General features: G+C 65.8%; 13 protein-coding genes. 9 read left to right on the top strand and 4 right to left on the bottom strand.

Going from position 1 to position 12,256, the window contains the following annotated elements; translation table 11 throughout:
• The first annotated feature begins 55 nt into the window (after positions 1–55).
• The 5 genes from ftsH (at position 56) to folP (ending at position 5,144) form a co-directional block, all read left to right on the top strand.
• Entirely contained in the window at positions 56–1,966 is a 1,911-nt protein-coding gene (gene ftsH, locus G391_RS0102430; protein ID WP_029086098.1) for an ATP-dependent zinc metalloprotease FtsH, read from the top strand.
• 111 nt (positions 1,967–2,077) lie between these two features.
• A complete protein-coding gene (locus tag G391_RS0102425; RefSeq protein ID WP_051257071.1) occupies positions 2,078–3,331 on the top strand; it encodes an acyltransferase family protein in 1,254 nt (417 codons plus the stop codon).
• A gap of 59 nt (positions 3,332–3,390) precedes the next feature.
• The gene (locus G391_RS0102420; RefSeq protein WP_051257070.1) at positions 3,391–4,035 is read left to right on the top strand and encodes a hypothetical protein; all 645 of its coding nucleotides are present in this window, start codon (positions 3,391–3,393) and stop codon (positions 4,033–4,035) included.
• 3 nt (positions 4,036–4,038) lie between these two features.
• Positions 4,039–4,341 (top strand): winged helix-turn-helix domain-containing protein, encoded by a 303-nt coding sequence (locus tag G391_RS0102415; RefSeq protein ID WP_029086095.1) that lies wholly within the window; start codon positions 4,039–4,041, stop codon positions 4,339–4,341.
• A 14-nt stretch (positions 4,342–4,355) separates the two neighbouring features.
• A complete protein-coding gene (gene folP / locus G391_RS0102410; RefSeq protein ID WP_035303742.1) occupies positions 4,356–5,144 on the top strand; it encodes a dihydropteroate synthase in 789 nt (262 codons plus the stop codon).
• On the opposite strand, the gene G391_RS0102405 is transcribed toward folP, so the two are convergent.
• Both G391_RS0102405 and G391_RS0102400 read right to left on the bottom strand, forming a co-directional pair.
• Positions 5,141–5,866 (bottom strand): sterol desaturase family protein, encoded by a 726-nt coding sequence (locus G391_RS0102405; protein ID WP_029086093.1) that lies wholly within the window; start codon positions 5,864–5,866, stop codon positions 5,141–5,143. The two genes, folP and G391_RS0102405, sit on opposite strands and share 4 nt — an antisense overlap.
• Before the next feature lie 43 nt (positions 5,867–5,909).
• Positions 5,910–6,476: a hypothetical protein gene (locus G391_RS0102400; RefSeq protein ID WP_051257069.1), complete on the bottom strand. Its 567-nt coding sequence runs from the start codon at positions 6,474–6,476 to the stop codon at positions 5,910–5,912.
• Positions 6,477–6,562: 86 nt separating this feature from the next.
• Between G391_RS0102400 and G391_RS13615 the strand changes: the two genes are divergently transcribed.
• Positions 6,563–7,654 carry a winged helix-turn-helix domain-containing protein gene (locus tag G391_RS13615; protein ID WP_051257068.1) on the top strand — a complete coding sequence of 364 codons (1,092 nt, stop codon included), beginning with the start codon at positions 6,563–6,565 and terminating at the stop codon, positions 7,652–7,654.
• Here the strand turns inward: G391_RS13615 and G391_RS0102390 are convergent.
• The gene (locus G391_RS0102390; protein ID WP_029086091.1) at positions 7,641–8,507 is read right to left on the bottom strand and encodes an MBL fold metallo-hydrolase; all 867 of its coding nucleotides are present in this window, start codon (positions 8,505–8,507) and stop codon (positions 7,641–7,643) included. The genes G391_RS13615 and G391_RS0102390 overlap by 14 nt on opposite strands.
• A gap of 66 nt (positions 8,508–8,573) precedes the next feature.
• On the opposite strand from G391_RS0102390, the gene G391_RS0102385 reads away from it, so the two are divergent.
• Genes G391_RS0102385 through G391_RS0102375 form a run of 3 tightly spaced genes read left to right on the top strand, consistent with a single transcriptional unit; the run spans position 8,574 to position 10,216 of the window.
• A complete protein-coding gene (locus tag G391_RS0102385) occupies positions 8,574–8,894 on the top strand; it encodes an ArsR/SmtB family transcription factor (RefSeq protein WP_029086090.1) in 321 nt (106 codons plus the stop codon).
• Positions 8,895–8,904: 10 nt separating this feature from the next.
• Complete coding sequence (locus G391_RS0102380) at positions 8,905–9,438, top strand: rhodanese family protein (protein WP_029086089.1); 534 nt, start codon at positions 8,905–8,907, stop codon at positions 9,436–9,438.
• A gap of 10 nt (positions 9,439–9,448) precedes the next feature.
• Positions 9,449–10,216 (top strand): sulfite exporter TauE/SafE family protein, encoded by a 768-nt coding sequence (locus tag G391_RS0102375; protein ID WP_425393376.1) that lies wholly within the window; start codon positions 9,449–9,451, stop codon positions 10,214–10,216.
• A gap of 4 nt (positions 10,217–10,220) precedes the next feature.
• On the opposite strand, the gene G391_RS0102370 is transcribed toward G391_RS0102375, so the two are convergent.
• The gene (locus G391_RS0102370) at positions 10,221–12,185 is read right to left on the bottom strand and encodes a S9 family peptidase (protein ID WP_029086087.1); all 1,965 of its coding nucleotides are present in this window, start codon (positions 12,183–12,185) and stop codon (positions 10,221–10,223) included.
• Positions 12,186–12,256 lie beyond the last annotated feature (71 nt).

Raw genomic sequence — 12,256 nt, 5'->3', positions numbered from 1 at the left:
TATCTAGGGTCGAACAGCGCGGTGACGCGCTCATCAAGAGACGTTGAGGACAGGAATGAACCTGCGCAATCTGGCCATCTGGGGTGCCATCGCCATGGCCCTTTTGGCGGCCTACAGCTTCATGGGGCCGCAAACCCAGACCAAGACCAACCGCCCGACCGAGATTTCCTATTCGGAACTTCTGCGCCGCGTCGATGCCGGTGAAGTTCGGGAAGTGAGTATTCGGGGAGATCGCGTCGACGGTGTCTATGAAAGTGGCGCCGGCTTCCGATCCGTGACTCTGCTGCCCAGTACCGACCTTCAGGAGCGATTGAACGCCGCCGACGTCGAGATCACGGCGGTCACCGGTCAACAGTCGATCTGGCTGACCCTTCTGATCGGTATCGCCCCCTTCCTGTTGCTGATCCTGGTCTGGTTCTGGTTCATGAACCGGATGCAGGGTGGTGCGCGAGGCGCCATGGGCTTCGGCAAGTCCAAGGCCAAACTGTTGACCGAGCACAAGGGCCGCAAGACCTTCGACGACGTGGCCGGCGTCGACGAGGCCAAGGAAGAGCTGCAGGAGGTTGTCGACTTCCTCAAGGATCCCGGCAAGTTCCAGCGCCTGGGCGGCAAGATCCCCAAGGGTGCCCTGCTGGTCGGCCCTCCGGGCACCGGCAAGACCCTGCTGGCGCGTGCCGTGGCCGGCGAAGCCGGCGTGCCCTTCTTCTCGATTTCCGGCTCGGACTTCGTCGAAATGTTTGTCGGCGTCGGCGCCAGCCGGGTTCGTGACATGTTCGAACAGGCCAAGAAGAACGCGCCCTGCATCATCTTCATCGACGAAATCGACGCCGTCGGGCGTCACCGGGGCGCAGGCCTCGGCGGTGGCAACGACGAGCGTGAGCAGACCCTGAACCAGTTGCTGGTCGAGATGGACGGCTTCGAGGCCTCCGAGAACATCATCCTGATCGCCGCCACCAACCGGCCGGACGTTCTGGATCCGGCGCTGCTTCGTCCCGGCCGCTTCGACCGTCAGGTCGTGGTGCCCAATCCGGACGTTTCCGGCCGTGAGAAAATCCTGCGTGTCCACATGAAGGACGTGCCGTTGGCCGCCGACGTGAACGTCAAGACCATTGCGCGCGGCACGCCCGGCTTCTCGGGTGCCGACCTGGCCAATCTGGTAAATGAGGCGGCTCTGACGGCGGCGCGCAAGGACCGCAAGATGGTCACCCATCGCGACTTCGAAGACGCCAAGGACAAGGTCATGATGGGTGCCGAGCGCAAGTCCATGGCCATGAGCGAGGAAGAGAAGCGCCTGACCGCCTATCACGAGGCCGGTCACGCCATTGTCGCCATCAACGTCAAGATGGCGGACCCGGTCCACAAGGCCACCATTGTCCCGCGCGGGCGGGCCCTGGGCATGGTCATGCAGCTGCCCGAAGGCGATCGCTACTCGATGAAGTACCAGCAGATGGTCGACCGTATCGCCATCATGGCCGGCGGCCGCGTTGCCGAAGAGCTGATCTTCGGCAAGGACAACATCACCTCCGGGGCGTCGTCCGACATTGAACAGGCGACCAAGCTGGCGCGCGCCATGGTGACGCGCTGGGGCTTTTCGGATGTGCTGGGCACCGTCGCCTACGGCGAGAACCAGGAAGAGGTCTTTCTGGGTCACTCGGTTGCCCGCAGCCAGAACGTCTCGGAAGAGACGGCCCGTACCATCGATGCCGAGGTCAAGCGCCTCGTGACGTCCGGCTGGGACGAAGCGCGCAAGATTCTCAAGAAGAAGAAGGGCGATCACGAAAAGCTCGCCCAGGCGCTGCTTGAGTACGAAACCCTGTCGGGCGAGGAAATCGTCGCCCTGCTCAAAGACGGCAAGCTGCCGGACCGCGAGGAATCGGGGGACGTGACTGTCGGGGCATCCCTGGCGGTCCCGGTGACACCCGCCGGCGATACGGTCGAGGCGGACACAATCCCGACCGTACACTAAATCCGAGCATCCAAGACAGGCAGGCGGGCGGCTTCATGAGCCGCCCGTTTGTCATTGCGGAGTCAGGCAAGGGAAGGTTCTGGCGAACAAGTTTGCAAAACAGACAAGTCTATGCAATACGCTCTCCCGCACTATGGAGACATCGTCATGCCGCTCACCCAGACCCCCCCGGACCGCCTGCACGGGCTCGACGCCCTGAGAGGCGGTGCCCTGCTGCTGGGCGTAGTCCTGCACGCCAGCCTTTCCTTCTTCCCGACCCAGATCTGGATCGTCGGCGACGACAGCACCTCGATTGGCGCGGCGTGGCTGTTCTTTGCGATTCACATCTTCCGCATGACGGCCTTCTTTCTGATCGCCGGCCTGTTTGCCCACATGATGCTGAGCCGACGCGGTTGGCTGGGCTTTCTCAAGGATCGCGTGATCCGCATCGGTGGGCCGCTCGCGACCTTCTGGACGCCGGTGATGGCCGGCATCATCACCGCCCTGGTCTGGAATGCCCACATCCAGGGCTGGGTCACGCCGGGTGCGGAACCACCTCCGCCTCCGACCTACGACTGGACCAACTTCCCCCTGACCCACCTATGGTTCCTGTATGTCCTGCTGATCTTCTACGCTGCGGCGCTGATCCTGCGCTCGCCATTCGCGATGCTGGACCGCTCTGGTGCCTGGGGCCGTCTTGTGGATCGGCTGACCGGTGCCGTGACCGGTCCCTGGACTCCCATCCTGCTTGCTATCCCGACCGCCTGGGCCTTCTGGCAGGATCCGGCCTGGGTCGCCTTCTTTGCCGTCCCCACGCCGGACGAAGGGATCGTGCCGGACACCGCTGCGCTGATCGCCTTTGGCCTTGCCTTTGGTTACGGTTTCCTACTGGACCGGCGGCGTGACCTCCTCAACCGCATCGCGCAGTGGTCCCCCATCTTCGTGGGCGTTGCCGTTACGGCGGGCGTTGCCGGCTATATCCTGGCGGGCGGCCCCAACCTGGAGCCAATGGTCGAGCCGACGATGGACAAGGCCATCGCTGCCGGGGTCATGGCCCTCGCCGTTCAGTCATCGGCCCTGGCCGCGATGGGGCTGTGCATTCGCTTCCTGTCGGGCCACAGCCCGGTTCGACGCTATCTCGCGGACTCCTCCTACTGGGTCTACATCCTGCATCTGCCGCTGGTCATGCTGGCCCAGGTCTGGATCCAGGACTGGGCCGGTCCCTGGTGGCTGAAACTGGCCGGTGTATCGCTCGGCGTCATGGCGGTCTGTCTGATCAGCTATGAACTTCTGATCCGTCATACATTCATGGGCCGCTGGCTAAACGGTCGTCGCGTCCCGTGGCGTCGGTCGCCCCCGCAACCCACAGCCGCGCCTGCCGAATAGCTTGCCAAGCCGGGCCGGTGCGTTCACTTCGAAACGCGCCGGTTCACGGAGCCCACAGAATGCCCGACACACCCAATCGCCAGTCCGCCGAAGCCGATCTGGCCTTCCTTCGGTCCATTGTTGACGGTGACCGACGTCCGCCGATGACCTTGGCCATCTGCTATCTGGCCGGTGGCTTGCTCTATGGGCTCCAGTGTCTGTTTCACATCGGCCAGATTCTCGGCGTGATCCGTTGGCCGGGCCTGGCCAATCTGATCTTCGTCGTCGGCATTACCGTTGCCTTTCTGGCCATCCTGACCTGGGCCATCCTGACCGACATGAAGAACGGCGGTGCCAACCGTGGCCCGACCGGTGCCCGTATGCTGAATGCCGCCTTCAGTGCGACCGGCATGGCAAATGCGGCGGTCGTCATCGTCTTCGCCGTCGGGGCGATCCGAGAGGGCGAGTTCTTCATCTGGCTCTACTACGCCGCTATCGTCTTCGCGTTGCAGGCTGCGGCCTGGTACGTCGCCTGGACCCTTCGCCGAAAGGGCTGGATGCTGGCGACCGCACTGGGCGGCTGGGCGACGGCTGTGGCGCTCGGCGTGCTGGTGCGAGAGCCGTTCTGGTATCTGGTCGTCTGCACAGCCGCCCTGTTCCTGCTGTTCGCCCTGCCGGGCTGGATCATGTTTCGCGATGCGCGCGCCGGGCTGAAGGCGCACTGATCCATGAGCCTGTCCGACCTGGGCAAGATCGATGAGGTGATCCACGGTCGTATTCGGCTGGGGATCATGGTCTATCTGGCGGACGCCGAAACGGCTGACTTCACCGAACTCAAATCGGCGCTGGAGGCGACGCAGGGGAATCTGTCGGTTCATCTCAAGAAGCTGGAAGAGGCGCACTATGTCGCCATCGACAAGAGCTTTCGCGACAACAAACCGCTGACCCGCGTGACCATCACCAAGGCGGGGCGCAAGGCGTTCGCGGCCTATCTGGAGGCTCTGGGTGGCCTGATCGGGGGCCGAGGGTGACCCGGCCCCAGGTCATGGGCATCGTCAATGTGACGGCGGACAGCTTTTCAGATGGCGGTCGTTTCGTCTCGACGGACGCAGCTCTGACGCATGCCCTGGCTCTGATCCAGGCGGGCGCGGACATTCTCGACATTGGCGGGGAAAGCACGCGCCCGGGTGCCCAGCCGATCGACGCCGAAACAGAAATAGCCCGGGTCGTGCCGCTGATCCGGGCGATCCGGGATCGCTGGCCGGGGCCGATCTCTATCGACACCATGAAACCATCGGTCGCCAGGGCGGCGGTGGCGGCAGGCGCGACCATATGGAATGACGTCACGGCCCTGACCTGGTCCGAAGAGAGCCCGGCGACGGCGGCCGATCTCGGATGCCGGGTCGTGCTCATGCACATGCAGGGCGAGCCCCGGACCATGCAGGACAACCCCGTCTATGACGACGTGGTGGCCGAGGTGTCGGATTGGCTGGCCGAGCGGGCTTTGGCCGCCGAAGCCGCCGGCGTCGTTCGCGACCGGATCTGGCTGGACCCCGGCATCGGTTTCGGCAAGGCGCTTCAGCACAATCTGGCCCTGACCGCCGACTTGAGGGCCCTGGTCGAGCGCGGCTACCCGGTTCTCTATGGTGCCAGTCGCAAGCGGATGATCCAGACCCTCGACCCGACCGCCGTTGACCCCCTGGATCGGTTGGGGGGATCGCTGGCTCTGGCGCTGGAGGCCGCGCGCCAGGGTGCGGCCATCCTGCGGGTCCATGATGTCCGCCAGACGGTTCAGGCCCTATCCATCCACAGCGCCCTGGAGGGTCTGGGCTAGCCGTCGACGTCCTTCATCATCAGCATCTGGCCGATCAGGCGTTCCTTGTCGTCGGGAAAGCCGCATTCAACCCAGCCGTCTCGTGGATTGCGCCAGGTGCCGAACAGCAGATCCCACAGTGGCAGGCCGTAGTTATTCCGGTGGACACCCCGCTCATGGTGGATGCGATGCATCTCAGGCCTCTGGGCGATGAATCCGAGCCACCAGGGTGTCTTAATGTCGGCGTGGGCCAGCAGGTTGAAGGCCGTCACGCAGCCCAGGCCGATCGCCGCCGCTACCGGCCCGACACCGAGTAGTCCATAGGCCACCGCGGCATTCAAAAGCGTCGCCATAAGGCCGTCGAGCGGGTGGATATAGAAGGCCGTTAGGGCTTCGATCCGGGTCGGGCTGTGATGCAGTTGATGCACCCATCGCCAAAGGCGATCGCTCTTGTGGATCAGCCGGTGATACCAGTAGGCGAAGAAGCTGGCCGTCACGAAAGTTAGAAGGCCGCCGCTGACCGGATCGATCCGTCCCTCCAGTTTGAAAACCGAATGGCCGGCGATCCAGCTCTGGAACAGAACGCCTGCCGCGACCACGACGATCAGGTTGAGGGCGTTCAGCGACCCTGCGTAAAGACGCCAACGCTTGTCGCATTTCGCTCGCGAGGCGGGGGCGATGACCTCGCGGGTGAAGATCACCGAAAACAGGGCGAAGGTCGCGAAATAGACCAGGATCATCATGGTTCCCAACCATGGGTGATCCCGTTGCGCCGAGCAAGCCGCGTCAGGCCGGGGGCGTCCCGGCGACCGTCTGGGCCTCTGCGGCGCGGCCAAAGAGGGTCGCGGCCGCCAGCCACAGGGCGGTGGTGATGCCGCAGAAGACCCAGACAAAGGGCTCGGCCTGCAGGGCGACCAGGGCGCTAAGCGCCTGGGCGGCTGCGGTGGCCAGAAACACCCAGCGCATGCGGCTGGCCTTGAAGCCGACCAGGATCGACCCAAACACGGCGATGGCGACCACGCCGAAGAAGACCAGATTGATCGGATTGTCCTCATTGCCGACGATGCCGACGGCCAGATTGGCCCAGGTGATCACGAAGCTGGTCGCCAGGGCGATCACGACGCCGCCGCGATAGGCCCAGTTCGAGGTCAGGCGGGATACGACCTCAATGACAGCACCGGGAATGGCCAGCATGAAGAACCAGAAGACGTGATCCATTGTCGACCACTGGACCTCGTCAGTGAACTGTTTGGCGATGAGGGGGAAGAGCCACAGGCCCAGCAGGCCACACCACATCAGCAGGCGAAGGATAGTATCGAGGTGGCGGTTGGCGATTGGGTCTGGTCGGGTCATGCGGTTTGCTCCATGTCAGGCTGAGGTCGCCAACCTGGGCCAGAGTTCCATGAGCGGCATGAGCAGGGTGTGAGGAAACGCTGAAATTGACATCGGACCGGTATCGCTTCGGGGAATTCGAGCTGGACGCTGCGGATCGACGGTTGACCCGCGCGGGCGTGCCGGTTGAGTTGTCGAGCCGGTATCTCGACGCTTTGATGCTGCTGGTGTCGGAGGCCGGGCGGCTGGTGTCCAAGGACAGGTTTCTCGACGAGGTCTGGAAGGGCATTCCGGTGACGGACGAGGCCCTGACGCAGTGCATACGCTCGCTGCGTCGGGCGCTAGGCGACGCGGCGGGGCGACCGAGGTTTATCGAGACAGAGCCAAAGCACGGCTATCGGTTCATCGCGGAAGTGAAGCGGGGTGATGGCGGGGTGGTTGACGCTCGTGCCTCCGTCGAGCCGACGACGACCCGAGCTGGTGACACCCCTGTGTCGAACGGGCGCTGGCGTGACGCCCTGCGGCTGGTCGTGGCGGGTGTCGCCGGCGGCGCAGTCGCCGGCACCATCGGTGGCCTGATCTATGGATTTATCGGAGCCGGAGATCCGCTTGAGCCGGGGCTGGGGTCCGGCTCGATTGTGCTGGTGCTGACTTGCGTGACCATTCTGGTGGCCGTGACCGGAGCCGCCGGCGTGTCGCTGGGCATTGCGGGAGCGGACCTGCTGGCCGGTCGGCCCGGCCCGTGGCGGATCGTCGGCGGAGCCCTGGGTGGGATGATCGTCGGGGCAGTGGTCAAGATGCTGGGACTGGACGCCTTCTCGCTGCTGCTGGGTGAGGCACCGGGCGGGATCACCGGCGGCGGCGGCGGGCTGGTGCTGGGTGCGGCGATCGGCGTCGGGGCCTGGATGTCCGTGCGCGGGGCTCCGTCACTGAGGCGGTCGATGGCGGTGGCGGGTCTGGCCGGGGCATTCGGCGGCGTAGCCATCGGCCTGATGGGCGGTCGGCTGTTCGCAGGGAGCCTCGACCTGCTCGGACGTCAGTTCGCGGAGTCGCGCCTGAACCTGGACGGCGTGGCCCGGCTGCTGGGCGAGCCGGAGTTCGGGGTCGTGAGCCGCACCGTCACCGGCGGGCTGGAAGGCCTGCTGTTCGGCGCCTGCATGATCGGGGCGATGTGGCTGGCGTCCGCTAGATCGCGTTGATCGGCAGGCGGATGAACCGCTGACCCGAGGTTTCGGCGGGCGGCAGGGCACCGGCGCGGATGTTGATCTGGAGGGCGGGCAGGATCAGTTGTGGCGGCTTGAGGGTGGCGTCGCGGGCTTCGCGAAGGTCGACGAAATCGGCTTCGGAGCGATCTCCGCCGATATGGATGTTGTCGGCCTTCTGGGCGGCGACAGTGGTTTCCCAGGCGTAGGCGGTGCGACCAGCGGGCAGATAGTCGTGGCCGACGAAGATGCGGGTGTCGTCCGGCAGGGCCAGGATCTTGTGGATCGAGCGATAGAGGGTGCGGGCATCGCCCCCGGGGAAGTCACAGCGCGCGGTGCCGTAGTCGGGCATGAACAGGGTGTCGCCGACGAAGACGGCGTCGCCGATCCGATAGCTGACGCAGGCGGGGGTGTGGCCAGGCGTGTGGATGACCTCGACCTCCAGCTCGCCGAGCGGAAAGCGCTCGCCGTCGGCCCAGAGCTGGTCGAAGGCCGCTCCGTCCGCGGTGACGTCATCGGCGTCGAAGACGGTAGCGAAGGTCTTCTGCACCTCGGTGATCCGGCAGCCGATACCGACGGGCGCGCCGGTGCGTCCGCGCAGCACATGGGCCCCGGTCAGGTGGTCGGCGTGGGCATGGGTCTCCAGCACACGCTCCAGTCTGAGCTCGCGCGCCTCGACGACCTGCATCAGCTTGTCGACCGACATCGTGGTGATGCGCGCCGCCGCCGGGTCGTAGTCGAGCACGGGGTCGATCAGGGCTGCTGTGCCGGTAGCGGGATCGGACACCAGATAGGTGACGGTATGGCTGGCCGGATCGAACAGGCCGACGACGTCGGGGGATGAGGTCATGCGTGTCTCCTGAGGATCTATAATATTATAGCTTGCTAATTTAGCAATCGCGAATATATAGGCCGCATGATCGACGCTGAAATTCACGATCTGGAACGGCTGCAAGCCAGCGCAGGCGCGGCCACGCACCTGTTGAAGGCCCTGGCCAATCCGCATCGTCTTCTGATCCTGTGCCAGCTTGAGGCGGGCGAGATGCAGGTCGGCCAACTTCAGGCCGGCTCAGGTCTGTCACAGTCGGCCCTGTCCCAGCACCTGGCGCGCCTGCGCGAGGATGGGCTGGTGGCAGCGCGCCGGGATGGCGTCGCCATCTTCTATCGCATCGCGGATCCGTCCGCCCTCAAGGTCATCGGCGTGCTCGCCGAGATCTTTTGTCCTCCTGCTGCCTGAAAGGTTCGCCATGACCGCCAAGCTCGTTCCCCTGTCTCCCACCGAAGTCTCTGCGCGCCTCAAGGCCGGCGCGGCGCACCTCGTCGACATTCGCGAACCCGACGAAGTCGCGCGCGAGCACATCGCCGGTGCCGCACGGGTGCCGCTGTCCACTTTCGAGGGGGCGGACCTGAACATTGCACCTGATCGCGACGTCATCTTCATGTGTCGGACGGGCAACCGGACCGGTGCCAACTGCGACCGGCTGGCGGCCAGGGTTCAAGGCGAGGCCTATGTGCTTGAGGGCGGGCTCGATGCCTGGAAGGCGGCGGGCCTGGCGACCGAAGTTGATCGAAAGGCGCCGCTGGAGATGATGCGCCAGGTCCAGATCGGGGCCGGCAGCCTGATCCTGATCGGAGCTGCGTTGGGCGTCTGGGTCAATCCGGGCTTCTGGGCCCTGTCCGCCTTCGTCGGCGCCGGCCTTTTGATGGCGGGTGTTACGGGCTTCTGCGGCATGGCTCGGGTGCTGGCGGTCATGCCCTGGAACCGTCCGGCCCAGGCCTGATCCCATGGAGATGACGACGCTTGCGCTCGCCGCGCTCAGCGGCGGGATCGTGGCGCTGTTCCTGACCGTCTTTGGGGGCGGCGGATCGGTTCTGGCCGTGCCGCTGCTGCTCTATGTGGTCGGCGTGTCCGAGCCTCACGTCGCCATCGGCGTGTCAGCCGCCGGCGTGTCATTGAACGCCCTGACGGCCCTGGTCGGTCAGGCCCGCGCCGGTCGGGTTCGCTGGCCGCACGCCTTGACCTTCGCCGCCTTCGGCATCGCCGGTGCCTGGGTCGGATCGTCCCTGGCCAAGATGGTCGATGGGGATCGGCTACTGCTGGCCTTCGCCGCCGCGATGGCCGCCGTGGCTCTGGCGATGCTCCGGCCCCAAAAGGGATCCGAGGCGTTGATGCGGCCCCATACGGTCTCCCTCGTCCCGCGTCTGGGCGTGGCCGGTGCCACCGTCGGTGCGGCGTCGGGCTTCTTCGGAATTGGCGGCGGATTCCTGATCGTGCCGGGGCTGATGGCCGCCGCCGGCATGACCCTGGCGGTCGCCCAAGCCTCGTCCCTTGTCAGTGTCGCCGCCTTCGGGGCGACGACGGCGATCAACTACAGCCTGTCGGGGCTGGTCGTCTGGCCGCTGGTTGCGGCCATGGCCGCAGGGGGCGCTGTCGGCACGCTCCTCGGCCTGCCGATCTCAGATCGACTGGGCACCAACGCCGCTCTCGGACGCCGCCTGTTCGCGGGCCTGATCCTGGCCGTGGCCGCCTACGTCGCCTGGCAGGCCCTGACCGCCTGACGGATCATTCGCCGGTTCGCCGGACGTACTGATCCAGGAATCGCAGATAGGCTTCCTGCGCCGTCACCCGGTTCTCTCGGCGCAGGAAGCCGTGGCCTTCGTCGGGGAAGAGGACGTATTCCACCGGCGTGCCGTTGGCGCGGGCGGCGGCGACCAGTTCGTCGCTCTCGACCTGCAGCACGCGCGGGTCATTGGCGCCCTGGATAACCAGCATCGGCCGCACGATGTTGCCGGCGTGGAACAGCGGCGAGATAGCGCGGTGGCGCTCGGCGTCGGTGGCGGGATCGCCCATCTCGTCGAACAGCGCGTCGCGCTGGGCACCCCACCAGGCGGGGATGGACTCCAGGGTCCGCACCCAGTTGGTGACGCCGAAGATGTTGATGCCGGCCTCGAACGCTTGCGGGTGGAAGGCCAGAGCCGCCGCCGTCATATAGCCGCCGTAGGACCCGCCCATGACTGCGACCTGGTCGTCGGCCACCCAGTCCTGGTCGCGCAGCCACTGACCGCCGGCGACGATGTCGCGCAGATCGGCCTCACCGTGCGCCCGGTCGTCCATGTGGAAGAAGGTCTTGCCATAACCGGACGAGCCGCGGTTGTTGGCCATCAGGACCGCATAGCCGTGATTGACCAGATGCTGGACCATGGCGGAATAGCCGCGCCGGCTCTGGCCGCCCGGACCGCCGTGGACGAAGACAACGGCGGGAACCGGCACCGCGGCTGAGGCACCGTGCGGCCGGTACAGCACACCCGGAACCATGACCCCGCCCTCGCCCTCGTAGCGAACGATGGTCGCCTCCACGAGATGGCTTTCATCGATCTCGGGGTTGAGGGCGTGGGTCAGGCGCCGCGCCTGGCCGGTCGCCAGGTCGGCGACGAAGATGTCGGACGGCGAGGTGTCGGACGCGACGGAGAAGGCGATGGTCGTTTCGTCCTCATTGAAGCGGATGCCGCCGAGGTCGCCGCCCGGCACGCCTGAAAGGCTGATCGCCTGCCCCGTCGAGGTGTCGGTGAGGGTGACGTCGGTCGAGGCGTCGGCGTTCAGGGCGTGAACCTGGTAGCGGCCGGATGGGCTGTAGCTGACGTAGGTGACGTCCCAGTCGGCCTGGATCATCGGCGAAATCTCACCGGAGGCGAGATCTCGCCTCCAGGCCTGGTTCCATTCGCCGTGCTCATTAGTGCCGAAAACCAGAGCCGAACTGTCCGGTGTGAAGCCGTAGGATCCATAGGCGATCGCGCCCTCATGGGCGGTGATCAGGGTCGGCTCGCCGGACCCCTGCAGGTCAACCAAATAGATGTCGCTGTCGGCCGAAGTGTTGGGCTTGTCGATGACGACCCAACGCCCGTCCGGCGACACCCCCGACGGGAAGAAGCCGCCCGGGTTCTCGAACAGGACGCGGCTTTCGAGCGAAGCGGCGTCGAACGCCAGGATGTCGAAGGCGGCTGCGTCGCGCGCGTTGGACGTCAGGTAAAAGGTCGCTCCGTCCCCTGACCAGCCGAGGAAATCGGCCTTGAGACCCTCGCCCGGCGTCAGGTCGACGACCGTGCCGTCCTCGTTGCGGAGGTAAACGTGGTCCAGTTCGTCGCCGCCCTGGTCGTGGGTGAACAGGACCCGACCGTCATTCGGAAAATAGGAGGCGGCGAAGGTGGCGTTGTCGGTCGACTGGGTCAGGGCGACGGGTTCGCCGCCGGCGATCGGCTGGGCATAGACGTTGAAGACACCTGAGGCGTCGGAGTTGATCAGGATGTGCGATCCGTCCGGCGAAAAGGCGTAGGCACCAGACGAGGCCATACCGAAGCTGGTGGTCTCAAAGAACTGGGCGGCGGTGTAGGTCTGGTGATCCTGATGCGCCGCATGATCCGCGTGCTGGGCGTGGGCGCCGTGGCCGGCATGGCCGTCCTGGGCCACGGCGGCACCGGCGGGCATGGCGGCGAGAAGGGCGAGGATGGATGCGGCTGCGGCGCGGTGCATGGCGGGCTCCTGAGCTTGTGGCGTCTTGGCCTAGAGGTCGCAGACAAGCACCGTGGACGCACAGAGTCCCG

It is taken from the genome of Brevundimonas aveniformis DSM 17977 (assembly GCF_000428765.1).
GTDB classification, from domain to species: Bacteria; Pseudomonadota; Alphaproteobacteria; order Caulobacterales; family Caulobacteraceae; genus Brevundimonas; species Brevundimonas aveniformis.
This window is presented reverse-complemented; position numbering and strand designations above follow the sequence as displayed.

Excerpts from the sequence above, each read along its gene's own strand:
- ftsH (WP_029086098.1), top strand. The coding sequence starts at position 56 with ATGAACCTGCGCAATCTGGCCATCTGGGGTGCCATCGCCATGGCCCTT.
- G391_RS0102390 (WP_029086091.1), bottom strand. The coding sequence starts at position 8,507 with ATGACCTCATCCCCCGACGTCGTCGGCCTGTTCGATCCGGCCAGCCAT.
- folP (WP_035303742.1), top strand. The coding sequence starts at position 4,356 with ATGGGCATCGTCAATGTGACGGCGGACAGCTTTTCAGATGGCGGTCGT.
- G391_RS0102415 (WP_029086095.1), top strand. The coding sequence starts at position 4,039 with ATGAGCCTGTCCGACCTGGGCAAGATCGATGAGGTGATCCACGGTCGT.
- G391_RS0102405 (WP_029086093.1), bottom strand. The coding sequence starts at position 5,866 with ATGATGATCCTGGTCTATTTCGCGACCTTCGCCCTGTTTTCGGTGATC.
- G391_RS0102425 (WP_051257071.1), top strand. The coding sequence starts at position 2,078 with ATGCAATACGCTCTCCCGCACTATGGAGACATCGTCATGCCGCTCACC.
- G391_RS0102385 (WP_029086090.1), top strand. The coding sequence starts at position 8,574 with ATGATCGACGCTGAAATTCACGATCTGGAACGGCTGCAAGCCAGCGCA.
- G391_RS0102380 (WP_029086089.1), top strand. The coding sequence starts at position 8,905 with ATGACCGCCAAGCTCGTTCCCCTGTCTCCCACCGAAGTCTCTGCGCGC.
- G391_RS0102400 (WP_051257069.1), bottom strand. The coding sequence starts at position 6,476 with ATGACCCGACCAGACCCAATCGCCAACCGCCACCTCGATACTATCCTT.
- G391_RS0102370 (WP_029086087.1), bottom strand. The coding sequence starts at position 12,185 with ATGCACCGCGCCGCAGCCGCATCCATCCTCGCCCTTCTCGCCGCCATG.
- G391_RS0102420 (WP_051257070.1), top strand. The coding sequence starts at position 3,391 with ATGCCCGACACACCCAATCGCCAGTCCGCCGAAGCCGATCTGGCCTTC.
- G391_RS0102375 (WP_425393376.1), top strand. The coding sequence starts at position 9,449 with ATGACGACGCTTGCGCTCGCCGCGCTCAGCGGCGGGATCGTGGCGCTG.